Annotated in this window: 23 protein-coding genes; 20 read left to right on the forward strand and 3 right to left on the reverse strand. The window is 61.2% G+C overall.

Features of this window, described 5'->3' with window-relative positions; genetic code table 11:
• Nucleotides 1-120: 120 nt before the first annotated feature.
• The 20 genes from QN224_RS02780 to QN224_RS02875 all read left to right on the forward strand — a co-directional run bounded on the left by QN224_RS02780 (nt 121) and on the right by QN224_RS02875 (nt 21,150).
• Entirely contained in the window at nt 121-933 is an 813-nt protein-coding gene (locus QN224_RS02780) for a DeoR/GlpR family DNA-binding transcription regulator (RefSeq protein ID WP_173510929.1), read from the forward strand.
• Nucleotides 934-1,055: 122 nt separating this feature from the next.
• The gene (gene rhaS, locus QN224_RS02785; protein WP_269278212.1) at nt 1,056-2,045 is read left to right on the forward strand and encodes a rhamnose ABC transporter substrate-binding protein; all 990 of its coding nucleotides are present in this window, start codon (nt 1,056-1,058) and stop codon (nt 2,043-2,045) included.
• 285 nt (nt 2,046-2,330) lie between these two features.
• Nucleotides 2,331-3,842 (forward strand): sugar ABC transporter ATP-binding protein, encoded by a 1,512-nt coding sequence (locus tag QN224_RS02790; protein ID WP_283975456.1) that lies wholly within the window; start codon nt 2,331-2,333, stop codon nt 3,840-3,842.
• On the forward strand, nt 3,839-4,819 hold the full coding sequence (locus QN224_RS02795; RefSeq protein ID WP_283975457.1) for an ABC transporter permease: 981 nt from the start codon (nt 3,839-3,841) through the stop codon (nt 4,817-4,819). The genes QN224_RS02790 and QN224_RS02795 overlap by 4 nt, the downstream gene beginning before the upstream one ends.
• The gene (locus tag QN224_RS02800; RefSeq protein WP_283975458.1) at nt 4,819-5,823 is read left to right on the forward strand and encodes an ABC transporter permease; all 1,005 of its coding nucleotides are present in this window, start codon (nt 4,819-4,821) and stop codon (nt 5,821-5,823) included. The genes QN224_RS02795 and QN224_RS02800 overlap by 1 nt, the downstream gene beginning before the upstream one ends.
• A gap of 8 nt (nt 5,824-5,831) precedes the next feature.
• Nucleotides 5,832-6,146, forward strand: a complete 315-nt coding sequence (gene rhaM, locus QN224_RS02805; RefSeq protein WP_283975459.1) for an L-rhamnose mutarotase — start codon at nt 5,832-5,834, stop codon at nt 6,144-6,146.
• Nucleotides 6,143-7,537, forward strand: a complete 1,395-nt coding sequence (locus tag QN224_RS02810) for an FGGY-family carbohydrate kinase (protein ID WP_283976083.1) — start codon at nt 6,143-6,145, stop codon at nt 7,535-7,537. Before rhaM ends, QN224_RS02810 begins: the two co-directional genes overlap by 4 nt.
• 771 nt (nt 7,538-8,308) lie before the next feature.
• Nucleotides 8,309-9,943 (forward strand): globin-coupled sensor protein, encoded by a 1,635-nt coding sequence (locus QN224_RS02815; RefSeq protein ID WP_283975460.1) that lies wholly within the window; start codon nt 8,309-8,311, stop codon nt 9,941-9,943.
• A gap of 43 nt (nt 9,944-9,986) precedes the next feature.
• The gene (locus tag QN224_RS02820; RefSeq protein WP_283975461.1) at nt 9,987-10,280 is read left to right on the forward strand and encodes an STAS domain-containing protein; all 294 of its coding nucleotides are present in this window, start codon (nt 9,987-9,989) and stop codon (nt 10,278-10,280) included.
• Between the two features lie 3 nt (nt 10,281-10,283).
• Nucleotides 10,284-10,649, forward strand: a complete 366-nt coding sequence (locus tag QN224_RS02825) for a response regulator (RefSeq protein ID WP_065784641.1) — start codon at nt 10,284-10,286, stop codon at nt 10,647-10,649.
• A 19-nt stretch (nt 10,650-10,668) separates the two neighbouring features.
• Nucleotides 10,669-12,930, forward strand: a complete 2,262-nt coding sequence (locus tag QN224_RS02830) for a chemotaxis protein CheA (RefSeq protein ID WP_283975462.1) — start codon at nt 10,669-10,671, stop codon at nt 12,928-12,930.
• A 5-nt stretch (nt 12,931-12,935) separates the two neighbouring features.
• Nucleotides 12,936-13,403 carry a chemotaxis protein CheW gene (locus QN224_RS02835; RefSeq protein ID WP_173510921.1) on the forward strand — a complete coding sequence of 156 codons (468 nt, stop codon included), beginning with the start codon at nt 12,936-12,938 and terminating at the stop codon, nt 13,401-13,403.
• On the forward strand, nt 13,400-14,308 hold the full coding sequence (locus tag QN224_RS02840; protein ID WP_283975463.1) for a protein-glutamate O-methyltransferase: 909 nt from the start codon (nt 13,400-13,402) through the stop codon (nt 14,306-14,308). Before QN224_RS02835 ends, QN224_RS02840 begins: the two co-directional genes overlap by 4 nt.
• Entirely contained in the window at nt 14,305-15,363 is a 1,059-nt protein-coding gene (gene cheB / locus QN224_RS02845) for a protein-glutamate O-methylesterase CheB (protein WP_173510919.1), read from the forward strand. Before QN224_RS02840 ends, cheB begins: the two co-directional genes overlap by 4 nt.
• On the forward strand, nt 15,363-15,752 hold the full coding sequence (locus QN224_RS02850; RefSeq protein WP_034851752.1) for a response regulator: 390 nt from the start codon (nt 15,363-15,365) through the stop codon (nt 15,750-15,752). Before cheB ends, QN224_RS02850 begins: the two co-directional genes overlap by 1 nt.
• Nucleotides 15,749-16,300 (forward strand): chemoreceptor glutamine deamidase CheD, encoded by a 552-nt coding sequence (gene cheD / locus QN224_RS02855; RefSeq protein ID WP_283975464.1) that lies wholly within the window; start codon nt 15,749-15,751, stop codon nt 16,298-16,300. Before QN224_RS02850 ends, cheD begins: the two co-directional genes overlap by 4 nt.
• Before the next feature lie 65 nt (nt 16,301-16,365).
• The gene (locus tag QN224_RS02860) at nt 16,366-16,758 is read left to right on the forward strand and encodes a hypothetical protein (protein WP_283975465.1); all 393 of its coding nucleotides are present in this window, start codon (nt 16,366-16,368) and stop codon (nt 16,756-16,758) included.
• Between the two features lie 384 nt (nt 16,759-17,142).
• Nucleotides 17,143-18,819, forward strand: coding sequence for a flagellar basal-body MS-ring/collar protein FliF (gene fliF, locus QN224_RS02865; RefSeq protein WP_173510916.1), 1,677 nt, complete (start codon nt 17,143-17,145; stop codon nt 18,817-18,819).
• Nucleotides 18,820-19,657: 838 nt separating this feature from the next.
• Entirely contained in the window at nt 19,658-20,395 is a 738-nt protein-coding gene (locus QN224_RS02870; RefSeq protein ID WP_283976084.1) for a transcriptional regulator VisN, read from the forward strand.
• A gap of 11 nt (nt 20,396-20,406) precedes the next feature.
• Entirely contained in the window at nt 20,407-21,150 is a 744-nt protein-coding gene (locus QN224_RS02875) for a transcriptional regulator VisR (protein WP_283975466.1), read from the forward strand.
• Between the two features lie 59 nt (nt 21,151-21,209).
• On the opposite strand, the gene QN224_RS02880 is transcribed toward QN224_RS02875, so the two are convergent.
• The 3 genes from QN224_RS02880 to fliG all read right to left on the reverse strand — a co-directional run bounded on the left by QN224_RS02880 (nt 21,210) and on the right by fliG (nt 23,931).
• Nucleotides 21,210-21,656 carry a hypothetical protein gene (locus tag QN224_RS02880; RefSeq protein ID WP_173511505.1) on the reverse strand — a complete coding sequence of 149 codons (447 nt, stop codon included), beginning with the start codon at nt 21,654-21,656 and terminating at the stop codon, nt 21,210-21,212.
• Entirely contained in the window at nt 21,656-22,738 is a 1,083-nt protein-coding gene (gene flhB / locus QN224_RS02885; protein WP_283975467.1) for a flagellar biosynthesis protein FlhB, read from the reverse strand. The genes QN224_RS02880 and flhB overlap by 1 nt, the downstream gene beginning before the upstream one ends.
• Nucleotides 22,739-22,899: 161 nt before the next feature.
• Nucleotides 22,900-23,931: a flagellar motor switch protein FliG gene (fliG, locus tag QN224_RS02890; RefSeq protein WP_283975468.1), complete on the reverse strand. Its 1,032-nt coding sequence runs from the start codon at nt 23,929-23,931 to the stop codon at nt 22,900-22,902.
• Nucleotides 23,932-23,942: the final 11 nt, after the last annotated feature.

Raw genomic sequence — 23,942 nt, forward strand, 5'->3', positions numbered from 1 at the left:
CGAATGTCAATCAAAAACGATCAAAATCGTTCATATTGCGCTGCACAATGAAAAAACATGATCGATACTGATTGACAATGCTCGGGACTGATGGAAGCATGCGAGCCATCGGAGGAGCGAATGCACGAAAAAGAAAGACATAGGGTCATCCTGTCGGCCGTTCAGGAAAAGCCGGTTGTAACAGTGCCCGAACTCGTCGAGTTGACCGACAGCTCCGAGGCGACGATCCGGCGCGATATCGCCGCTCTTCACGTGCAGAAACGCTTGCGCCGGGTGCGCGGTGGCGCCGAGGCGATCAATCCGCCCCAATTCGTCGGCCTCGCCGGCCGGCCGTTCAGCGTCAACGAGGGCCTGCATGCCCGCGAGAAGCAGGCGATCGCCAAGGAGGCGGTGGCGCTTTGCGCGGACGGAGAGCCGATCATCATCAACGGCGGCACCACGACCTTTCAGATGGTGCATTTTCTTGCAAACCGCCGAATGCAGGTCTTCACCAATTCCTTCCCGATCGCCGAACACCTGCTCAAGCATTCGAAGAACACCGTGATGCTTTCGGGAGGCACGATCTACCGCGAGCAGAACATCATATTGAGCCCCTTCGACAACGACGTGACGCGCAACTTCTATGCGCGCCGCATGTTCATGGGGGCGCAGGGGCTCGGACCTCTTGGGCTGATGGAGGCGGATCCGCTTTTGATCCAAGCCGAACAGAAACTGATCGATCAGGCCGACGAATTGGTCGTGCTGGTCGATTCCTCGAAATTTCACAGGCGCTCGAGCCTCATTCTTTGCGGACTCAAGCGCATCGCTACTGTGATCACGGATTCGGGCATCGAGGACAGGCATGCCGCAATGCTCGAAGGCGCGGGCGTCAATCTGGTCATCGCCAAGGCGAGGCCCGTCGTTGACGCGGAAAGTGCTTCATCGTCCGCCTGATGCGGGCGGAGGAGAGGGAGTGGGACGTTGCGGCATCCCGGGCATGGCCGGGGCAGGTCGCAGATAGGGGCCGGACCGATGTATTCATACTGAATGCGCGCGGCCAAAGGGAGGAGAAAGTCATGAAGCTTATGAAATCATTGATGGTCACGGCCGCCGTTGCGGTGGCGCTCATGGCCAATGCCGCGCACGCGGAAAACAAGAAGATCGCGCTCGTCGTCAAGGCGCTCGGCATCGGATTCTTCGAAGCTGCCAACAAGGGTGCACAGGAAGCCGCCAAGGAGTTGGGCGATGTCGAGGTGATCTATACCGGCCCGACCTCGACGACTGCGGAAGGCCAGATAGAGGTAATCAATTCGCTGATCGCCCAGAAGGTGGATGCGATCGCCGTTTCCGCCAACGACACCGATGCGCTGGTGCCGGCTCTCAAGAAGGCGATGGATCGGGGCATCAAGGTCATCTCGTGGGATTCGGGCGTCGCCAAGGAAGGCCGCTTGATGCACCTTAATCCGTCCTCAAGCCCGCTCATCGGCAACATGATCATCAAGCTTGCGGCCGACAACCTGCCTGAAGGCGGCGACGTCGCGGTGCTCTCGGCCTCGGCGACGGCGACCAACCAGAACACCTGGATCGCCGAAATGAAGAAGGTCCAGGGCAACTACAAGGGCATCAATGTCGTCACCACGGTCTACGGCGACGACCTCGCCGACAAGTCCTACCGCGAAACACAAGGCCTCATTCAGTCCTATCCGAACCTGAAGGCGATTATCGCGCCGACCTCCGTCGGCATCGTTGCGGCGGCGCAGGCGGTGACCGACGCCGGCAAGATCGGCCAGATCAACGTCACCGGTCTCGGTCTGCCCTCCGAAATGGCGGGCCACGTGAAGTCCGGCGCATCGAAATCCTTCGCGATCTGGAACCCGATCGACCTCGGCTACTCGGCAACGATGATCGCCTATGGTCTCGTCAACGGCGCCGAAGCGAAGCCCGGTGCGGAACTGAAGATGGGCCGCATGGGCACGGTCAAACTCGACGAAAACAACGAAGGCGCCATGGCCGATCCATTCGTCTATGATGCTTCGAACGTCGAAGAGTTTGCGAAGATCTTTTGATCGGCGCCGGGCGGGGGCAATTGCCCCTCATCCGGCCTGCCGGCCACCTTCTCCCCGCAGGCGGGGAGAAGGAAACAAGTCGCGCTGCCTCGCCCTCACGAACGTTGAGGTATCCGGCGGCCTGCGGAGTCCCCTCTCCCCGCGAGCGGGGAGAGGGTTAGGGTGAGGGGCAACCTCATTGTCGAGGCCTCACGGCGAAGGCGGTTGAACGAACGACCGCCCCCCAATTGAAAACGACTGTATTTGGTGGACCTTCTCTTGCTTCAGGATACAACCACATCGCGGATGAAGCCCGCCGTCGCGCTCGAGGGCATATCAAAGTCCTTTCCCGGCGTGCGCGCCCTTTCGGACGTTTCGCTCGCGCTATATCCCGGTTCGGTGACGGCGCTTGTCGGCGAGAACGGTGCCGGGAAGTCGACCCTCGTCAAGATCCTGACCGGCATTTATCAGCCGGATGCAGGCGCAATTCGGGTGGGGGACGCGGAAACGACGTTTCCGACCGCGCTTGCCGCCGCCCGCGCCGGTGTGACCGCAATCCATCAGGAGACGGTCCTTTTCGACGAACTCTCCGTTGCCGAAAACATCTTTCTCGGCCATGCGCCGCGCAATCGCTTCGGCTTCATCGACTGGAAGAAGCTCAATGCCGATGCGCGGGCCTTGCTGCATCGCGCCGGCGCGGATTTCGATCCGACGATCCGGCTGCGGGACCTCGGCATCGCCAGGAAGCATTTGGTGGCAATCGCCCGTGCGCTCTCGGTCGATGCGCGCGTCGTCATCATGGACGAGCCGACGGCCGCCCTTTCGCACAAGGAAATCCACGAGCTCTACGCCCTGATCGAGCGGCTGAAAGCCGATGGCAAGGCCATCCTCTTCATCAGCCACAAGTTCGACGAGATCTTCCGGATCGCAGACCGCTATACGGTTTTCCGCGACGGCACGATGGTCGGCGAGGGCTTGATCGCTGACGTTAGCCAGGACGATCTCGTGCGCATGATGGTGGGCCGCGCCGTCGGCTCCGTCTATCCGAAGAAGGAGGTCCAGATCGGTGAGCCGGTGCTGACCGTCTCCGGCTATCGCCACCCGACCGAATTCGAGGACATCAATTTTGAACTGAGGCGCGGCGAAATCCTCGGCTTCTACGGCCTCGTGGGCGCCGGGCGGTCGGAATTCATGCAGTCGCTGATCGGCATCACCCGGCCGTCGGCCGGCGCGGTCAAGCTGGGCGGGCAGGTGCTGGTTATCCGCAGCCCGGCCGAGGCGATCCGCGCGGGCATCGTTTATGTGCCGGAAGAGCGCGGGCGGCAGGGTGCGATCATCGGCATGCCGATTTTCCAAAACATCACGCTTCCATCGCTGTCGCAAACATCGCGCTCCGGCTTCTTGAAGCTCGCCAACGAATTCGCGCTCGCACGCGATTATACCTCCCGGCTCGACCTCCGCGCCGCCTCGCTCGACCAGGACGTCGGCACGCTTTCCGGCGGCAACCAGCAGAAGGTCGTAATCGCCAAGTGGCTCGCAACCAGGCCGAAGGTGATCATCCTCGACGAACCGACCAAGGGCATCGATATCGGCTCCAAGGCCGCCGTCCACGCCTTCATGAGCGAACTTGCGGCCGAAGGCCTGAGCGTCATCATGGTATCCTCGGAAATTCCCGAGATCATGGGCATGTCGGATCGCGTGATCGTCATGCGCGAGGGGCGGATCGCTGGACGCTTCGAGCGTGCAGAGTTGACGGCTGAAAAGCTGGTGCGCGCGGCTGCCGGCATCGAAGCGCAATCGAACGGTAGGGCCGCATGATGGCGAAGCTCTTGAAGAATCGCGAAATCCTGCTCGTCGTCGCCATCATCGCGCTCATCGCCTTGATCGCATTGCGCTTTCCCGCCTTCATAAGCCCGGCAAGTTTTGCTCGCGTCTATAACGACACCTCAATTCTGATCATTCTGGCGCTCGGACAGATGGCGGTGATCCTCACCCGCTGCATCGATCTGTCGATGGCCGCCAATCTTGCGCTGAGCGGCATGGTCGCGGCCATGTTGAACACCGCCTTTCCCGGCCTGCCGATTCCCCTGGTCATTCTTGCCGCAATGGCGCTCGGCGGCCTGCTCGGCATGATCAATGGAACGCTCGTCTGGAAACTCAACATCCCGCCGATCGTCGTTACGCTCGGAACGCTGACGATTTATCGCGGCCTGATCTTCCTCCTGACGGACGGCAAATGGATCAACGCTCACGAGATGAGTGATACCTTCAAGGCGCTGCCGCGCCTTGAGCTCGCCGGCATGCCGGTGCTGTCCTGGCTCTCGCTCCTGATGATCACACTGATGTACCTGGTGATGAGCCGCACGCCGCTCGGGCGCGCCTTTTATGCCGTCGGCGGCAATCCGCACGCCGCCGTCTATACGGGCATCGATGTCGGCCGCACGCGCTTCTTCGCCTATTGCCTTTCGGGCACGCTCGCTGGCCTTTCCGGTTATCTCTGGGTGTCGCGCTATGCAGTCGCCTATGTCGACATCGCCGCGGGCTTCGAGCTCGATATCATTGCGGCCTGCGTCATCGGCGGCATTTCGATTGCCGGCGGCATCGGTTCGGTGGGAGGCGCCGTGCTTGGCGCACTGTTCCTGGGCGTGATCAAGAACGCGCTGCCGGTCATCAATATTTCGCCCTTTGCGCAAATGGCGATTTCCGGAACGGTCATCATAATCGCCGTCGCCGTCAACGCCCGTGCCGAAAAGCGCAAGGGCCGGGTCATTCTTAGAAAAGCGGAGGCGGTCTGATGACGGACGCTCACCTTTCTCCCCGCAACATTCCGGACCGGCTGCAGGGCCGCGGTGCTCGCATCCTGAAAAGCTGGGAAAGCCTGCTGCTTGCCGTCGCGGTCGCGATCTTTCTCGGCAATTCTCTGGCCTCGCCCTATTTCCTCGATCCGTGGAACCTCTCCGACGCCACCTTCAATTTCACCGAGAAGGCGATGATCGCCTTCGCCATGGCTCTGGTCATCATCTCCGGCGAGATCGATCTTTCGGTCGCATCGATCATCGCGCTCGCCTCGACGGCAATGGGCTATGCCGTGCAATTGGGCGTCGATACGCAGGCGCTCGTCGCGATCGGTCTTGGCGTCGGCGTCATCTGCGGCACGGTCAACGGGCTGCTCATCACCGGGCTCGGGCTGCCGTCGATCGTGGTGACGATCGGTACGATGAGCCTGTTTCGCGGGCTCTCCTTCATCGTCCTCGGCGACCAGGCCTTTACCGGCTATCCGGAAAGCTTCGCCTGGTTCGGGCAGGGTTATGTGTGGTGGGTTTTCTCCTTCGAGTTCACGCTTTTCGTGCTGCTTGCCGTCATTTACAGTGTGCTCCTGCACAAGACGAATTTCGGCCGCACCGTCTACGCCATTGGCAACAACCAGACGGCGGCGCTCTTTTCGGGCGTGCGCGTGGCGCGGGTGAAGTTCATTCTTTTCCTGCTCACCGGGCTGATGGCGGGTCTCGCCTCGATATGCCTCACCTCCCGCCTCGGCTCGACACGCCCGTCGATCGCACTCGGCTGGGAGCTGGAAGTGGTAACGATGGTCGTTCTCGGCGGCGTCAACATTCTGGGCGGCTCGGGCACCATTCCCGGCGTCGTGCTGGCGGCACTGATCATGGGCATGGTGACGTTCGGCTTCGGCCTCCTGAACGTGCCCGGCATCGTCATGTCGATCTTCATCGGCCTGCTGCTGATCTCGGTCATCGCCCTGCCGATCCTTTGGCAGCGTGCCCGCCGCCGTCTTGCGAGTTGAGGTTATCGATGGAGAAATACGCCTTCCGCATGCGGCTCAATCCGGGCATGGCTGCCGAGTACAAGGCGCGCCACGATGCGATCTGGCCCGAACTGGTCGTCCTGCTCAAGGAGGCGGGAATCTCCGACTATTCGATCCATCTCGATGAAGAGACCAACCTTCTCTTCGGCGTGCTCTGGCGGACCGACACGCACGGGATGGCGGAGCTTCCCTCGCATCCGGTCATGCGGAAGTGGTGGGCCTACATGGCCGATATCATGGAAACGCATGCGGAGAACGAGCCCGTTGCCGTGCCGCTGAAGACCGTTTTCCATCTGAGCTGACGATGAACACGGTCGCTGTCATCGACATAGGCAAGACGAACGCCAAGGTCGCGTTGGTCGATCTCGAGCGATTCGAGGAAATCGCCGTGCGCAAGACGGGCAACGGCGTGGTCAATGACGGTGTTTACCCGCATTTTGATATCGATCGCCTTTGGCGCTTCATTCTCGATAGTCTCGGCGCGCTCAATCGTGAGCACGCGGTAGACGCCATTTCGGTTACCACACACGGGGCAACCGCCGTCCTGCTCGATGACGCCGGCGAACTCGCCCTGCCGGTTCTGGATTACGAATTCACCGGGCCGGACGCGCTGGCCGAGAACTACGACCGGGTTCGCGCGCCGTTCTCCGAGACCGGTTCGGCGCGCCTGCCGATGGGCCTAAATGTCGGCGCGCAGCTCTTCTGGCAAGAGCGCATGTTCCCGGAACAATTTGCGAAGGTCGCGACCATCCTGACCTATGCGCAATATTGGTCCTATCGGCTGACCGGCATAAGAGCGAACGAATTGACGTCGCTGGGCTGCCACACCGACCTCTGGAACCCGAAGGCCGCCGCGTTCTCCTCAATGGTCGAGGCGCTCGGCTGGCGGAAATTCTTCGCGCCGGTGCGCAGGGCGAGCGACGTGCTCGGCGGATTACGGCCGCAACTGGCGGATCAAACCGGTATGCCGCCGAACCTCCCGGTCTATTGCGGTATCCACGATTCGAATGCCTCGTTGCTGCCTCATCTGCTGACACGCAGTGCGCCGTTTTCGGTCGTCTCCACCGGAACCTGGGTCGTGATCCTCTCGGTCGGGGGCGACAGGATGGATCTCGATGAGAAACGCGACACGCTGATCAACGTCAACGCCCTTGGCGATCCGGTGCCCTCGGCCCGCTTCATGGGCGGCCGCGCCTTCTCGACGCTTGTGGGCGAGGACCCGCCCGCGCCTTCGCACGAAGCGGAGCGTGAAGTTCTGGCTGCGCGCCACATGCTTCTTCCGTCGGTGCCTGTGGGCTCAGGGCCGTTCCCATCGATCAGTGCCCGCTGGACGGCGGAAGAAGAGGCACTTGCTCCAGCCGAGCGGCTGGCCGTCGTTTCCTTCCATCTCGCCCTGATGACGGCGACGTGTCTCGATTTGATCGGCGCAAAAGGAGAGATCGTTGTCGAAGGACCCTTTGCTGCCAACGCCGCCTATTTGCGCATGCTTGGCGCGGCCACGGGCAGGCAAGTCCTTGCCGACAGCCACAGCGCCACAGGGACCAGCCTTGGTGCGGCCTGCCTGGTGGAGGGCGTTCGTGTCCGGACCGGGGCGGAGCGTTTCGTAGACACCGCCCCGGGTGACTATGCGGGATATGCCGAAGAATGGCGCGCGCTCACCGCTATGCACGTGCAGCGTGCAGTCGGCGCCTAAAGTTTACCCGTACAGAATGTATAGGCGAAGTAGTGTCGTCGTGTTGAGCAAATGGATCAGAAAACCGCGTTCCGGTTCACTGATCGATTATGTTCAAGATTGATGACGATCGAAATTGCCGTCATCGTCAGGAATGCAGTGATGGCGGCGCCTATTCCAAGAACAATCATTGTTCATTTCCTGTCGGCGCACCATCATGATGTCGCCCAGCCTGCGTGAAAGTTATTGTCGGCGATCTGCGCCTTTCCACTCTCGCTTCGATACGCGACCGAAAGTAGAAGCACAATTCTAAACTCTTGTGATTGAAAACCTGTTGTTGTCCGGATGGAACAGTGACGGTTCGCTGCAGTGCAAAAAGCCGACGCCCCTGAGGTCGTCGGTGAATTTTAGCAATTCCAATTACGGGCCACGAGCCGTTAACTTTCAAGCAACGAATTAACCATAAACATGGTCGCACACGTCGGAATAGGAAGTCTCAGGTTCTCCTCAAGGCATGACGCCGCACCGCCGTACCGGTTCCGGTCCGGTATCCATTCTTCACCGAAATTACTTGCGGGATGGACGATGGCAGACGCTGCGGCGCGCTGATCGCATGGATCGGGCGTGACCACCGCTGGCCCCTGGCCGGCCCTCCCCAGGCGAGTTTCGATTGCGCACTACGGCGCCACGCGTCTGTTCAGACGCTGATGTCGCTGTAACACTTTGAATTTCTGCATGATTTCACCTTAGATCGATCCGGATCCAAGGAATTATGCAGTAGCGGGGATCAGTGTGAAGCAGGACGCGTCGCCAGAACAGGCAAGAAGGGGCCAAGCGGCAAGCTTGCTTGAGCGCCTGCGTTTTGCCGGGCTCGACGAAGATGGCTGCGCGCTCCTGCGCCACCATCGCGAGACCCTTTCGCCGCGCATCAACCTTGCGCTTCGGGACCTTTTTCATCGATTTCAGACTTTTCCGGATGCCGCCCGCCATTTCGACAGTGACCGCCAGCTCGATCGGCTGCACGATCTCCAATCGTCACATTGGAACGTCCTGACTGACGCCCGTTTCGACGGGCTCTATGCAGAGCGCGTGAAGGTGCTTGCCGATAGCGAAGGGCGCATGGGACTCGACCCGCGCTGGCAGATGGCGAGTCATGCGGTGGTGCTGGAGCATCTGCTGACCGGTCTCATAGGGGATGCATGGCCTAACTCCCTGCTTCCCTTCGGCAAGAACCGGAAGAAGGAACTCTGCGATCTCGTCGCTGCGCTCGTGCGCACCACCTTCGTCGATACGGAAATTGCGGTGTCGCTGCGCTTTAATGCGCTCAGGCAACAGCACCAACGGCAACTCGCCGAGCAGCGCAGAGACGATGAAACGGAAGTAGGCGACCTTTTCTCGGACTTTCTGCAGGCGCTAGGTGACGGTGATCTTGCTGCCCGTCTGCCGGAAAGCGGTTCGGATGCATATCAACCGATCGTCGCAAGCCTCAACGCGTCCCTGGAGCAGATTCAGGCCGCCTTGCAATCCGCTGACGAGCGTGCCGTAGCGGCAGAAACCATGATCTTAGAGCTGCACGCCCGCGCGGCTGAATTCTCCGGCAAGGCTGGAGGCGAAGCCGAGGCGCTCTCCCGCCAGGCAGCAACACTCGGCGGCATGACCGAACGCGTGCGAGCCGGATCGGCACGCATCGGCGAAACCGAAGCGAAGGCGAACGAAACGCGCATTGCGGTGGAGCGGAGCGGCGAGATTGCCGGCCAGGCGATTTCGGCGATGGCGGATATCGAGGCCTCTGCCGAAAAGATCGGTCAGATCATCGGTGTGATCGACGAGATTGCCTTCCAGACCAATCTTCTGGCTCTCAATGCCGGTATCGAGGCAGCGCGCGCCGGCGACAGCGGCCGCGGCTTCGCGGTGGTCGCCCAGGAGGTGCGCGCACTCGCGCAGCGCTCCGGCGAGGCGGCGCGCGAGATCAAACAGCTTGTTACGGGAACCAAGGCCCAGGTCGAGGCCGGCGTCGAGATGGTCGGCCGGACGCAGGATGCGATCAGCAGCATCGTAGAGCAGGTGATTTCTATCAACGCGGCCGTTTCGGGCATCGCCCGCGAGGCCGAAGATCAGGTGAGCGATCTTCGTACCGCCGCCTCTGAAATCGGCGGGATCTCGCAAGCAATCCAGCAAAGCGCCACGCTGGCGGAAAGCGCCGCGGGATCGTCGGACGACCTGCACGGCGTCATCGTGGAACTCGGCCAATCAATCCGCAGGTTCCGCCTCGAACGGCATCAAGCGGCACGCGCCGCCGCGACCTCTACCCCGGTGCTGTCGCGCGCTTCGCAGCGCGCGGAGGCGCAAGTCGGCTACGAGGACGCGATCACACTGCTCGATGACGGTGCCGTCTCGGGGCGGCACGTTGCAGGACGGCACCACTAGTCTTGGGCGAGGCATTTGAAGGCAGGCAGGCGAGGAAATCGAAATGGCCAGCAAGAAGACCGCTCAGAAGACGCTCAGGCTCGCTCCTGTGCTCGATCTGAATGAGGCGACGGCACTGCATGAAAAGCTCCTGGCGCTGAAAGGCAGCGCGGTCGCCATCGATGCCTCCGCTGTCGAGCGGATCGGTGCGCTCTGCGTTCAGGTGCTGATCGCCGGCGCAAGGCATTGGGAAGAACAGCAGCTGTCTTTCACCTTCGCCAAGGTGTCGGACGCATTCGTTAAGACGACACAGCTCATCGGCGTGGATATCGATCCCCTGATGGCAAAGGAGATTTGAGAAATGAAGAAGAGAGTTCTGACTGTCGACGACTCCCGCACGATCCGGAACATGCTTCTCGTCACCCTCAACAATGCCGGATTCGAGACGATCCAGGCCGAGGACGGCGTCGAAGGGCTTGAGGTCCTGGAGGAAGCCAATCCGGATGTCATCGTTACCGATATCAACATGCCGCGCCTCGACGGCTTCGGTTTCATCGAGGGCGTGCGCAAGAATGACCGCTACCGCGCCGTGCCGATCCTGGTGCTGACCACGGAGAGCGACGCCGAGAAGAAGAACCGTGCACGGCAGGCGGGGGCTACCGGCTGGATCGTCAAACCGTTCGACCCGACCAAGCTGATCGATGCAATCGAGCGCGTAACGGCCTGAAATCCGAGGACAGCCTCCAATGGATATGAACGAAATCAAAGAGATTTTCTTCCAGGAATGCGAGGAGCAGCTCGCGGAACTGGAGTCGGGTCTCCTGAAGCTCAACGACGGTGATCGCGATCCGGAAACGGTCAATGCCGTCTTTCGCGCGGTCCACTCCATCAAGGGGGGCGCAGGTGCGTTCGGGCTGGATGATCTCGTGTCGTTCGCGCATGTGTTCGAGACGACGCTCGACTGCGTTCGATCCAACAGGTTGGAGCCCAATCAGGACGTCCTGAAGGTAATGCTGAAGTCGGCGGACGTGCTCGCCGACCTCACGAATGCTGCCCGCGACGGAGGCAGCGTCGATCAGGCCCGCAGCCGCCAACTGATCAAGGAACTCGAGGCGCTGGCCAATGGCGAGCTGCCGCAGGCGACTGCTGCCGAGCCGGCGTTCAAGGCGGCGCCCGCACCGGTTGCCGCGCCTCCTGTCAACGAGGAAGGCTTTCAGCCCGTTGCCTTCTCCTTCGAGGACTTCGAGGCGGACGAACCGGCCGTGATCGAGGCCCCCTGCTACGAGATCGTCTTCAGGCCGAAATCCGAACTCTATGCCAAGGGCAACGATGCCACGCTGCTTCTGCGCGACCTGTCGCGCCTCGGCGAGATGAGCATTCACTGCGATATGGATGGAATGCCGCCGCTCGAGCGGATGAATCCGGAGGCGGCCTACTTCTCCTGGAAGATTTCGCTGAAGACGGACAAGGGCGAGGAGGCAATCCGCTCTGTGTTCGAATTCGCGGAATGGGATTGCGACCTCGACATCGCCTTGGCCGGCGGCTGCGCGGTCGATGCGAGCGAGGAGTTGCCGATGCAGCCCGTTCCCTTCGATCTCTCGATGCTGGACGAGGCACCGGCCGGTTCGGCTGAAGAGGAAGAACAATTCGCCACCCGCGACCGCGATGCGGCCGTTTCGGCGGCTGGGACGGCAAGCAATGTCTTGCAGATGGCTCAGTCCTCCACCCGGGCTCCTGCGGAAGCTCAGAGGAACACGACGGCTGCGGCCAGCGCGGCTGCCCAGCAGGCGGCCTCCGCCGCGACCCCCACCATCCGCGTCGACCTCGATCGCGTCGATCGCCTGATCAATCTCGTCGGCGAACTCGTCATCAACCAGGCGATGCTGTCGCAGAGCGTGATCGAGAACGATACGAACGGTACGTCATCGATCAATATGGGCCTCGAGGAGCTGCAGCAGCTCACCCGCGAGATTCAGGACAGCGTCATGGCGATCCGCGCGCAGCCGGTGAAGCCCGTCTTCCAGCGCATGTCCCGCATCGTCCGGGAAATCGCCGACATGACCGGCAAGTCCGTCCGTCTCGTCACTGAGGGCGAGAACACGGAAGTGGACAAGACGGTCATCGACAAGCTCGCCGAACCGCTGACGCATATGATCCGCAACGCTGTCGACCACGGCCTCGAAACGCCGGAAAAACGGCTTGCCGCCGGCAAGAGCGCCGAAGGCACTGTGCGCCTGACGGCCAAGCACCGTTCGGGCCGCATCGTCATCGAGCTTGCCGACGACGGCGCCGGCATCAACCGCGAGAAGGTGCGCCAGAAGGCGATCGACAACGATCTCATCGCCGCCGACGCCAACCTCTCGGACGAGGAAGTCGACAACCTGATCTTCCATGCGGGCTTCTCGACCGCCGACAAGATCTCCGACATTTCCGGCCGAGGCGTCGGCATGGACGTCGTCAAGCGTTCCATCCAGGCACTCGGCGGGCGCATCAACATCTCGTCGAAGCCCGGGCAGGGCTCGGTCTTCACGATGAGCCTGCCGCTGACGCTTGCCGTCCTCGACGGCATGGTGGTGACGGTTGCCAACCAGACGCTGGTCGTGCCGTTGACCGCCATCGTCGAAACGCTTCAGCCCGAGGCCGCCGCGATCCACAGCTTCGGCGCCAGCCAGCGCCTGATCTCAATCCGCAACTCCTTCTGCCCGCTGGTCGATGTCGGCCGCATCCTGAACTTCCGCGCGACGCAGGCCAATCCGGTTGAGGGCGTGGCGCTGCTCGTCGAGTCCGAGGGCGGCGGCCAGCGCGCCTTGATGGTCGATGCGATCCAGGGGCAGCGGCAGGTGGTGATCAAGAGCCTTGAGGCGAACTATACGCACGTCCCCGGCATCGCTGCAGCCACCATCCTCGGCGACGGTCGCGTGGCGCTCATCCTCGATGTCGACGCCATCGTCGCGGCCTCGCGCGGGCAAACCCTGAAACCTGAAATGTCTCTTGCTGCAGCCGGATAATACCTATGACCTATGCCGCAAAAAATCTGACGACTGGCGGACGGGAGCTCATCGCTTTCCGCGTCGGCGATCAGGAATTCTGCGTGAACATCATGGCGGTCCGCGAAATTCGCGGCTGGACACCGGCTACGCCTATGCCGCATGCGCCATCTTATGTGCTCGGCGTCATCAATCTGCGCGGCGCGGTGTTGCCGATAGTCGATCTCTCCGCCCGCCTGGGCATGAAGCCCGCCGAGCCGACGGTTCGGCATGTGATCATCGTCGCCCAGGTGAGGAACCAGGTGGTTGGGCTCCTCGTCGACGCCGTTTCCGACATCCTGACCGTCAGGGACGAGGACGTCCAGCCGACGCCGGACATTTCGTCCGAATTCGAGAAGACATTTGCCCGAGGCGTATTGGCGATCGAAGGTCGGATGATCTGCCTGGTCGAACTCGAAGCGGTTTTCCCCCATGAGGAAAGGGAGGCGGCATGAGAGCTCAGGCCATTCTCGAACAGAAACTGTCGCCGGACGAATGCCTTGCGAGCGGCGAATATCCGCTGACGCGCCGCGATCTCAACGAGATCGCTGCGATGATCTATGCCGATGCCGGGATCTATCTCAACGAATCCAAGGCGTCGCTCGTCTATTCGCGGCTGTCGAAGCACATCCGCAATCTCGGGCTCAAGGGTTTTCGTGATTATTGTCAGCTCGTCGGCTCGCCGGCCGGCGCAGCGGCGCGACGTGACATGCTCTCGCACCTGACGACGAATTTCACCCGCTTCTTCCGCGAAAACCACCACTTCGAACACCTGAAGACGGACGTGCTGCCCAAGCTGATCGCCAGCGCGAAGAGCGGCGGACGCGTTCGCATCTGGTCGGCGGCATGCTCCGACGGTCAGGAGCCCTATTCGATCGCGCTCACGGTTCTGTCGTTGCTGCCGAACGCCGCCGACTATGACTTCCGCATTCTGGCGACGGATATCGATCCGAAGATCCTGGCACTTGCGCGGGCCGGGGTCTATGACGCGACGGCGCTCGAAACGGTCAATCCCGCCATGCGCAAGCAGTGGTTCAGCGAGGTCAATGTCGGCGGCCGCGTCAAGTGGCAGATCGACGACCGCGTCAAGCGGCTGATCACCTTCAACGAGCTCAATCTCATGGCGCAATGGCCGATAAAAGGGCCTTTCGATGTCATCTTCTGCCGCAACGTGGTGATCTATTTCGACGAGCCGACGCAGATGAAGATCTGGTCGCGCTTCGCCGGCGTGCTCAACACCAACGGGCATCTCTATATCGGCCATTCGGAGCGTGTGTCCGGGGATGCCAAGTCTGAGTTCGACAATATCGGCATCACCACCTATCGCCATACCGGCAAGTTTCATGGAGTCCGCGCATGAGTGCTCCCGCACGCGTTCTCGTTGTCGATGACTCGGCCACCATGCGCGGCCTCATCACCGCCGTGCTGAATGCGGATCCTGACGTGACCGTCGTCGGCCAGGCAGCCGATGCGATCGAGGCACGCCAGGCGATCAAGCAGCTCGATCCCGACGTCGTCACGCTCGACATCGAGATGCCGAACATGAACGGGCTCGAGTTTCTCGACAAGATCATGCGGCTGCGTCCCATGCCGGTCATCATGGTCTCGACCCTGACCCACAAGGGCGCGGAAGCATCGATCGCCGCGCTCGAAATCGGTGCCTTCGACTGTGTCGGCAAGCCGCACCCCGGCGATCCGAATCCGTTCGGCGATCTGATCGACAAGGTGAAGGCGGCCGCACGCTCGCAGCGAAAGCTCCTCATCACCGGCAACAAGGCCGCCGCCCCGACCGCCGCTAACGCAAATGCCGTTTCCGATTACAGGGCGGGCCGCAAGATCATCGCCATAGGCGCATCGACCGGCGGCGTCGAAGCTCTGATCACCGTGCTGCAGAAGTTCCCGGCCAATTGTCCTCCGACGGTGATCACGCAGCACATGCCGCACACCTTCACCAGGAGCTTTGCGGAAAGGCTTAATCGCCTTTGCGCGCCGACCGTCCAGGAGGCGACCGACGGCGCGCGCCTGGAGGTCGGCAAGATCTATCTGGCGCCGGGCGGTGAACGTCACCTTCAGGTGGCCAATGCCGCCGCGCCTTGCTGCCGTCTCGTCGATCGCGACCCGGTCAATGGCCATCGGCCCTCGGTCGACGTGCTGTTCGATTCGGTTGCCGAACTCGCGGGCCGCAACGCGATCGGTGTCATTCTGACCGGAATGGGCCGCGACGGCGCGTCCGGTCTCCTCAAGATGCGACATGCCGGTGCACGCACCTTCGGACAAAACGAAAAGACTTGTGTCGTCTACGGCATGCCGAGAGTTGCCTATGAATTGGGTGCTGTCGAAACGCAGCTCCCCCTCGGGTCGATCGGGGAGGAGATCCTGAAGACCGCAGCAGCCCGAAAAGAAGGAAGCGAATAATGTCCATCGCCGAAAAAATAAAAGTTCTGATCGTCGACGATCAGGTGACGAGCCGTCTGCTCCTGGGCGACGCCCTGCAGCAGCTCGGTTTCAAGCAGATCACCGCAGCCGGCGACGGGGAACAGGGCATGAAGATCATGGCCCAGAACCCGCACCACCTCGTTATCTCGGATTTCAATATGCCGAAAATGGACGGGCTCGGATTGCTCCAGGCCGTGCGATCGAACCCGACGACGAAGAAAGCTGCCTTCATCATCCTGACCGCGCAGGGCGACCGCGCGCTGGTGCAGAAGGCAGCCGCCCTCGGCGCCAACAATGTTCTCGCCAAGCCGTTCACGATCGAAAAGATGAAGGCTGCGATCGAGGCGGTGTTCGGGGCGCTGAAATGATGAACGAGGCCGCCGGCAGGCGCGTGCATGTCATCCAGGGCGAGTTCAAGGTCATCAACGATCCGAATATCGTTCTTTCGACCATTCTCGGGTCCTGCGTGGCCGCCTGCATGCGTGATCCGGTGATCGGCGTCGGCGGTATGAATCATTTCCTGTTGCCCGGTTCCGCGACGTCGAACTCCGGCGGGGACGCCACGCGCTATGGTGTGCACCTGATGGAACTGCTGATCAACGGCCTGTTGAAGCAGGGCGCCCGTCGCGACCGATTGGAAGCAAAGATCTTCGGCGGCGCCAAGACAATTGCGAGATTCTCGAATGTCGGCGAGCAGAATGCCGCCTTCGCGCGCCAGTTCCTGCTGGACGAAGGGATCCGCATCGTCGGCGAAAGCACGGGCGGTGAGCACGGCCGCAAGCTGGAATATTGGCCATCCTCCGGGCGTGCCCGCCAATACGCGTTGACGGGGATGGAAGCGCAACGGGCAATGCAGATGGACCAGCGACCTGCGCCTGTGCCGAAGCCGGTGGAAAGCTCCATCGAATTCTTCTGATCGTGCTCGGCCAGCCGAACAACGCACTTCCGAATTCCATTTCGCAGACGACGTGAGGACAGACCATGCAGATCGACTACCAGGGCCATGCGCCTCACGCCGAAGAATCCTTGCCCGCTGTACTCATGCGCATCGTCACGGAGCTCCATGACGTCGCCTACCTCATCGAACGCATCGAGCCGCAGCTCTACGGCAATCGCGGCGTGGCCTCGTCCGATGCGTCCGAGCAGGTGATGGTGCTTCAGGGCATCGACCTGGCCGTGCAGAAGACGCGTGGGCTGGCCGAATTTATCGATACGATCACGGCATCCATTCCCGACACCTGGCTTGTCGACGTCACGACCGCGGTCAACCTGGTCAAGCTTGCGGACATGAGAAAGGCACTGGGCAGCGGCATGCTGCGCCATGGCCATTCGCAGCCCTTGACGAAAGCCTCAGGCGACTTCGAAGCGTTCTGACGTCGCATTGATAGAGTAATCGAGGCGGGATTGTCCCTGATCCCACATTGAGGGAGATTGCCCCTCACCGTGCAGCGTCCTTTGAATTGCCGCCTGTTTTGCGTTCAAATCGGCTGCGATCTAAGGAAACGTGCAGTAGCCCTCTCTCTGTCAGGATGGGAGGGGCTTAAGAAGCGGCCGCACCCTTCGGCGATTCTTCCTGTTCTTCGTCAAGTTCGCGCAAGTTTCGCTGCCTAGCTTCGCATCCGGGGCTGGTAGATTCGCGCGTATTGGACATCGGCTGAAGCGCAAGCCGATACCCAGCAAACCCGAACATTGGAGCTGCGCATGGCGCAGGCCGGATGACCGGCTTGGCCGTCTTGCGATACTGGGTGCGGAAACAGAATGAATCTGTTCGATCAATTCTCGACGTTCACGAAAAACCTCGGCAATCTGGGGCAAGGCAAACTGATCGCGCTCGCCGTGGCCGGCATCGTAGCGGTCGGTTTCGTCCTCGCGGCCGGGATCTACGTCAACAGACCATCGTTTGAAACGCTCTATGTCGGCCTCGAGCGCAGCGACGTCACCCAGATCAGCATTGCGCTTGCCGAGGCAAACATCGATTTCGACGTAGGATCGGACGGCGGCAGCATCCAGGTTCCGGTCGGCATGACCGGCAAGGCCCGCCTGTTGCTTGCCGAGCGCGGTTTGCCCAGCAGCGCCAATGCCGGTTACGAACTCTTCGACAATGTCGGCTCGCTGGGCCTCACCTCCTTCATGCAGGAAGTGACGCGCGTCCGCGCACTTGAAGGCGAAATCGCCCGCACCATCCAGCAAATCTCCGGTATCGCCGCCGCGCGCGTGCACATCGTGATGCCGGAACGCGGAAGCTTCCGCAAGGCCGACCAGACGCCGACGGCGTCGGTCATGATTCGCGCGAGTGCAACGGTTGGCCGCAGTGCCGCCGCCTCGATCCGTCACCTCGTCGCTTCTTCCGTGCCGGGCCTCGATGTCGACGATGTCACGATTCTGGATTCGACAGGACAGCTTCTCGCCTCCGGCGACGACCCGGCGAACAGCGCCCTCAACCAGTCGCTTGGCGTCGTCCAGAATGTCCAGACGGATCTCGAAAAGAAGATCGACAATGCGCTCGCGCCGTTCCTCGGCATCGATAATTTCCGCACCAGCGTGACTGCCCGGCTCAACACCGATGCGCAACAGATCCAGGAAACCGTCTTCGATCCCGAGTCGCGCGTCGAGCGCTCGACCCGCGTGACCAAGGAAGAGCAGAAGTCCAGCCAGCAGCAGCCGGACAACGCCGCGACCGTTCAGCAGAACGTGCCCCAGGCTGCACCGCGCGGCGGCGCCGGCCCACAGTCCAGCGACGAAGCGGCGAAGAAGGAAGAGCAGACCAACTACGAGATCAACAGCAAGACGATCGCCACCGTCAAGAACAGCTATTCGATCGAGCGGCTGTCGATCGCCGTCGTCGTCAACCGCGGCCGCCTTGCGGCGATGGTCGGAGAAACGGCCGATCAGGCGAAGATTGACGCCTACCTGCAGGAAATGCAGAAGATCGTTTCATCGGCCGCCGGCGTCGATGCTAGCCGCGGCGACGTCGTCACGCTGAACGCCATGGATTTCGTCGAGACGCAATTGCTGGACCAGCCGGTGGCCGGACCGGGCGTCATGGAAATGCTGACGCGCAATCTCGGCGGCATCATCAATTCGCTTGCCTTCGTTGCCGTCGCTTTCCTGGTTGTTTGGATGGGCATGCGGCCGCTCGCCCGCCAGATGGGTTTCGGCGGCAAGGCAGGCCAGCTGGAAAGCGAAGCGGCCGGTCTCGAACTGCCGGACTTCTCTCCGGTCGGCGCCGGCGCCGGTGGGGCGCTCATGGAAGGCTTCGGCTCGGACTTCGGCTTCGACAGCACCGACGACCTGCTCAACCTCGGCGAGGAGGGCGGCAGCTTCAACCGACGCGTCAAGGAAGGACCGGAACGGCGGCTTGCACGCATGGTGGAGATCAGCGAGGAGCGGGCAGCGAAGATTCTGCGCAAATGGGCCCTCGATCGGGCCGCCTGACGGCCGTCGCCAAGGCAACCGCCGCTTCGCAAAAGGATCCCGCCCAAGTGGCGGGATTTTTTTCGCCCCGAAGATCCCGGGTGTGAATTGCGGCTCTGCGTTGAAATATTAGCGGACCTCGAAGCGTATTGGCGGCCGGACGAGGGCATGGTGTCAAGAATCCGCCGCCGTCGCCCGAGTCTCGGCCGTTATGACCGGCACAAAGGTTAACAATAAAGTAACATTTATAGATTCAAAGCCGCGGGCGACGTCCGGGTTGGTGGCGTAATCTACTGGTGGTATTGTGCTGAATGCTCAGATTGCCATAAATATAGTTTCCTTAGGCTCAAATAAAACGAGTGATCGGCGTTCCTCTATTCGTTGCATTCCTGTGGACAGACTGTCCAGGTACTGATGCATTTCGGCAACAGGTGATACGCTAAAGTAAATGCCACTTTTATTTCGTTAGAAGCGTTGGAGTGAAAAAGCACGTTTGAGCGCCGCAGAAACTGCGCTTTCGACCGCGCACATCAAGGCGCACGCTCGTCCAGATTGTCCCGTCTGGAAAATGAGCCTGTATTAAAGTCATTGAATATCAATATGATACTTTACTGATCCCGTTATTCCTGTCTTTGCCCTTTTGATTTCGAAGCAGGGGCAGGCACATGATTTCGTCAGCGAGCGTCGAAGTAAATGGCCAGCGGACGCCAGTGGTTTTTCCAGAGCCGCGATGTACAGTTTAGGAACTGATTCGCGTCCTGACTTGCGGATGGCGGTGAATATCGGCTCCGGCCGAACTGTCGGCGACGACAGCAAGCGCATGTCCAAGGGCGTCGAATTCGGCACGGGGGCTGAAGTTATGGACGTTTCGCAAGCAGAGGTCGTCTGGCCTTTGCAGACGGCTGTGCCGCATAAGTGCGGCCGGGGGATTTCGAGGGAACAATTGATTCGGCGGCTCGCCGAAACCGCCGAGCGCGGTGGTTTCGCAAACGCACTTGCGGCACTGACGGAATATGTTGGCGCGACCCACTACCTCCTCGCTCGCCACGAGCTTTCTCAGGACAGCGGGCTTGATTGCATTGTCTGCTCCGACTGGCCGTTCGACGTCGTGCGGAGATTGGCGGCTATCGTCGTGGGCTTGAATGCCAAGACGACAGAACTGGAGAAGTGTCTCGCGGTTCTGCAGCCGTGCTTTCACGCGATGCCGGACGATGTGGACCTGCCGCGCGGCGTCAGCCGGGAATATTGCGTCGTCGCTTTCAATGTCGGACGAACGCGGTTCTCGCTCATGCTCTTGTTCCCCGCAGATGTCATCCTGTCGCAGGAGGGCCTGCGCGACATCGCACTGCTGGCGGCCTATGCCGCAAGCCTGAAGACCAGCGTCGATGTGCGGCAGGAGCGCGAATGCGAGCTGACCGAGCGTGAAATCGAATGCCTGTTCTGGATCGCTGAAGGCAAGACGAGCGAGGAAATCGCCGTCATTCTCGGCATATCCCGCAATACGATCAACAACTACATCACCAGCGTGATGCGGAAGACCGCGACGCGAACGAGGTCGGAAGCGATCGCCCACGCCGTTCGCAACAATCTCGTCTAGGAGAGGCATCGATGGTTCATTTTGTCACGGGCGGCCGCCCCGACGACGATAGCCGGCTGGGCAGGAACGGGCGAGCGGCGCGCGCGGCGACGCTGGTGACGCGGCTGCAGGCGATGCAGCGGCACATCAACGCGAAGAACTTCGCCGTCCTGCGCGTCAATGGCAGGGGCTTGCCGACGGCGCGCAAACTCGCCTGTGTCCTCCACAATTGGGGCACGGCGTGCGAAGCGAATGCCCACGATCTTGTCGCTACCTATGGCGAAGAGCTGCTGGCGCACCTCGACCGTTCTCTGCTGCCGGTTTTGTGGGACGGCTTGGGTGAGCACCAGACCGCCGAATCCGCCGATTTCCGCCCGTTCGCGCACCGGCTGACGGGGCGAAAACTCATCTATTCGGGGATCGCCTTTCCAGTGCGGCTCGGCGCGCAGGGCAACGGCTACGTCGTCTTTACCGGCAGCTACATCGATGCGTCCAGCGAGCAGGTCGTCGACCTCCACAGTCGCAGCTGCAACATCATGACGGATATGCTTGCGGCGGACGAAAAACGGCTGTTTCAGGCGGAAGCGCTCAGCGATCGTGAGATCGCCTGCCTGCAGATGGCCGGCGACGGCCACATCAGCGAGGAGATTGCCGACAAGATGGGCCTCTCCGTGCACACGGTGAATGCCTATCTCGGCGCCGCCACGACGAAACTCGATTCCGTCAACCGTATCCAGGCGATCGCCAAGGCCATACGTCTCGGCTACATCAGCTGATGGACGGGAACGCCGTGGCCGGAATGCCACGAGCGCGTAAGACCGGCTTCCCATCAGTGTTAGCTGGCGAGAGGAAGGGCGTAGGATTTGACGAATTTCGCCTCTTCCAGGCTTTTCGCGAGGAAGGCAGTGTTTTCGTCTGCATCCGTGGAAGGATGCTGAAAGCTGATATGGCTGATCTCGACGCCGGCAGTGTCGTTGCCGAGGGTGAGCCGGGCGTAGACAGTGACGCCGCGCGGTTTCAGTTCCAGGTCGAGGACGATCTCCGGGGCGCTGTCCCAATCGAGATTGTAGTTGCCGCCGAGGCCGAAATTCACCGTGCCCGGCAGAAAATAGAGTTCCGCGGCAGACTCCACGAGGTCAGCGAGGCTCGCATGGGACTCGAACCGTAAGAGTGCGATGAAATCCGCCGCGTCGACCAGACGCAGTTCCGTCGCCACCGGACGGATTGCCTCCGCCACTATCTGTTCGCGTTTTTCGGAGAATTCGCACTTTTTCATCGAGATCACGTCACCCGTTTTTGTTGCGGCTGAACTGCATAAACCCGGTGAATGAGTTCGGCGACTGCCTTGTAAAACACCGGTGGAATCACACTATCCACCGAGACTTGTGCAAACATGGAGCGTGCAAGCGGCGGATCCTCGAAGACGGGTATGCCGTTTTTCTCGGCGAGTTCGCGGATCTTGAGCGCGACCAGATCCTGGCCCATGGCAACCACTATCGGCGCATCGTTTTCCTCGCGCACGTAACGCAGGGCGACGGCATAATGTGTCGGGTTCGCAATCACCAGTGTTGCGCGCGGCACGGAGGAAATCATGCGCTTGCGCGCGCGGTCACGCTGGATCGAGCGCAACCGCGACTTGACGATCGGGTCGCCCTGTGACTGCTTCAGTTCTTCCTTTACCTCCTGCTTCGTCATCATCAGTTCGGTGTACCAATGGTGCCGGGCCCAGAAGAGGTCGACGATCGCAAGCACAGCCGTCGCCAAGAGGACGACGATCATGATCTGCTTGAGGTCGGACGTCATGGCCGTGAAAATCGTCACGGGGTCGGAGAACATCAGATCGAGCGCGGCGAAATAATCGTTCCACAGAACGAGGACGACGATGATCGAAACGACGATGACCTTGAACAGGGACTTGCCGAATTCAACGAGCCCCTGCACGCCGAAGATGCGCTTGAAGCCGGCCGCCGGCGATATGCGGTTCATCTTCGGCTGAATGCGATCGAGGACGGGGCGGGGGAGATTCTGGAAAATCGACGATCCGACGCCGAAGATGATGAGCAGCACGAAGATCGGGACGAGCAGCGACGCCGATTTCAGGAGGATGTGCGAAATCAGCGCGACGACGTCGGTCGATGTTTCCAGCCGCCAGCCTTCCGGTTGCTCGAAGATGTCCTTGAGAGCCTCGGCGACGCTCGCCGCGCCATCCGACAGAAAAAAAACGACGAAGATGTAGATCGCCAGCGTCGAGGCGAACACCGTCACTTCGCGGGAAAACGGGACGTTACCCTTGTCGGCGGCATCGGAGAGCTTCTTCTCCGATGGCGCCTCGGTTTTGCTGTCCTTGTCCTGATCATCCGACATGAAACGGGAAGCCCCCGGCGGTTGCTACATCGAGCGATCACGCGAACCTGCCCGCGATGCTCTCCTCATGTCGTGAACCGGGACGCTCTGACGCGCAAGGGTCTGGCGATCCCGGTGGGGCCGGCTCAACAGGAATTATGGAGCCGCGATCGCGACAGGCCTCAGGCGGCCTCCGCGTCCTTGTCCTTGAGCTCCAGCTGTCCGCTGGCGGCGAGGCGGATCGCTTCCTGCGTGATCGACCGCCGGGCGATCGCGATGTCGCGGGGGTTGATGCCCGCATCGCCGACAGCCAAGTCCGATTCGATCATGCGGCGCTGGCGGGCGCCGATCGACGCGAGGATCGATTCGCGCAGTTCCGGCGCCGAGCCGCGAAGCGCCATCGTGATGATGTCGGTGGAGACATCGTTGAACAACTGCACGCGGCTTCTTTGCGGCATGAAGAGAATGTCGTCGAAGAGGAAGATCTTCGGCCGGACCTTTTTGGCCGAGTCCGTGTTGATCGTCTCGAGCGAGGCGAGCAGCGTGTCCACCTGTCCCTTTTCGAGTTCGTTCATGACCTCGGCGATCTTGGCCGGTCCGGGCGAGTTGCGCTCGGCTTCCATCTCGTCGATCATTTCCATCACGCGCGCTTCGATGATCGCGGCTGCCTTTGAGCTTACGTTCTTTATGTTGACGGCGCGGTTGAGGATATCGGGCCGTTGCGTCTCCGAAAGCTGAAGCAGCACCTTGGCGCCGAAGCTCGATGGCATCATCGAAAGGACATAGGCAATGGTCTGCGGATGTTCCTTGGCGAGCGACTGGGCGACGAGCACCGGATCGCAGTCCTGCAGACGATCCCAGATATTCGCCTCGTAGGATTGGAAGGTCGCCCGGCGTCCGAGCAGCCCGTCGACCTCGTCCGGCGTCAATCCCTCTTCCAGAATGCTTTCGATCGCCCGGGCATTGTCCATCAGGCCCGCGCCTTCGGTGAAAAGGTCCTCGAACTCGTTGACGAGCGTTTCGAGTTCGTGGGGCGGGATGGCGCGCAGCGACTGCGCCGCGGCGATGATCGCCTGCAACTCGCTCTGGGTGAAGAACTTCAAGAGCTTCCCGGCCACGGACTTGCCCATGGCGAGCAATACGGCGGCCGCCTTGTCTGTCTGGCTCAGCGGATGTGCCGGCGTCTGCGCCCCGAAACTTTCGAAATCCATCATGGATTTATCCC

Source organism: Sinorhizobium sp. 7-81, from assembly GCF_030124405.1.
Taxonomy (GTDB): Bacteria; Pseudomonadota; Alphaproteobacteria; order Rhizobiales; family Rhizobiaceae; genus Sinorhizobium; species Sinorhizobium psoraleae.

Excerpts from the sequence above, each read along its gene's own strand:
- QN224_RS02780 (WP_173510929.1), top strand. The coding sequence starts at position 121 with ATGCACGAAAAAGAAAGACATAGGGTCATCCTGTCGGCCGTTCAGGAA.
- rhaS (WP_269278212.1), top strand. The coding sequence starts at position 1,056 with ATGAAGCTTATGAAATCATTGATGGTCACGGCCGCCGTTGCGGTGGCG.
- QN224_RS02790 (WP_283975456.1), top strand. The coding sequence starts at position 2,331 with ATGAAGCCCGCCGTCGCGCTCGAGGGCATATCAAAGTCCTTTCCCGGC.
- QN224_RS02795 (WP_283975457.1), top strand. The coding sequence starts at position 3,839 with ATGATGGCGAAGCTCTTGAAGAATCGCGAAATCCTGCTCGTCGTCGCC.
- QN224_RS02800 (WP_283975458.1), top strand. The coding sequence starts at position 4,819 with ATGACGGACGCTCACCTTTCTCCCCGCAACATTCCGGACCGGCTGCAG.
- rhaM (WP_283975459.1), top strand. The coding sequence starts at position 5,832 with ATGGAGAAATACGCCTTCCGCATGCGGCTCAATCCGGGCATGGCTGCC.
- QN224_RS02820 (WP_283975461.1), top strand. The coding sequence starts at position 9,987 with ATGGCCAGCAAGAAGACCGCTCAGAAGACGCTCAGGCTCGCTCCTGTG.
- QN224_RS02825 (WP_065784641.1), top strand. The coding sequence starts at position 10,284 with ATGAAGAAGAGAGTTCTGACTGTCGACGACTCCCGCACGATCCGGAAC.
- QN224_RS02830 (WP_283975462.1), top strand. The coding sequence starts at position 10,669 with ATGGATATGAACGAAATCAAAGAGATTTTCTTCCAGGAATGCGAGGAG.
- QN224_RS02835 (WP_173510921.1), top strand. The coding sequence starts at position 12,936 with ATGACCTATGCCGCAAAAAATCTGACGACTGGCGGACGGGAGCTCATC.
- QN224_RS02840 (WP_283975463.1), top strand. The coding sequence starts at position 13,400 with ATGAGAGCTCAGGCCATTCTCGAACAGAAACTGTCGCCGGACGAATGC.
- cheB (WP_173510919.1), top strand. The coding sequence starts at position 14,305 with ATGAGTGCTCCCGCACGCGTTCTCGTTGTCGATGACTCGGCCACCATG.
- QN224_RS02850 (WP_034851752.1), top strand. The coding sequence starts at position 15,363 with ATGTCCATCGCCGAAAAAATAAAAGTTCTGATCGTCGACGATCAGGTG.
- cheD (WP_283975464.1), top strand. The coding sequence starts at position 15,749 with ATGATGAACGAGGCCGCCGGCAGGCGCGTGCATGTCATCCAGGGCGAG.
- QN224_RS02860 (WP_283975465.1), top strand. The coding sequence starts at position 16,366 with ATGCAGATCGACTACCAGGGCCATGCGCCTCACGCCGAAGAATCCTTG.
- fliF (WP_173510916.1), top strand. The coding sequence starts at position 17,143 with ATGAATCTGTTCGATCAATTCTCGACGTTCACGAAAAACCTCGGCAAT.
- QN224_RS02870 (WP_283976084.1), top strand. The coding sequence starts at position 19,658 with ATGGACGTTTCGCAAGCAGAGGTCGTCTGGCCTTTGCAGACGGCTGTG.
- QN224_RS02875 (WP_283975466.1), top strand. The coding sequence starts at position 20,407 with ATGGTTCATTTTGTCACGGGCGGCCGCCCCGACGACGATAGCCGGCTG.
- flhB (WP_283975467.1), bottom strand. The coding sequence starts at position 22,738 with ATGTCGGATGATCAGGACAAGGACAGCAAAACCGAGGCGCCATCGGAG.
- fliG (WP_283975468.1), bottom strand. The coding sequence starts at position 23,931 with ATGATGGATTTCGAAAGTTTCGGGGCGCAGACGCCGGCACATCCGCTG.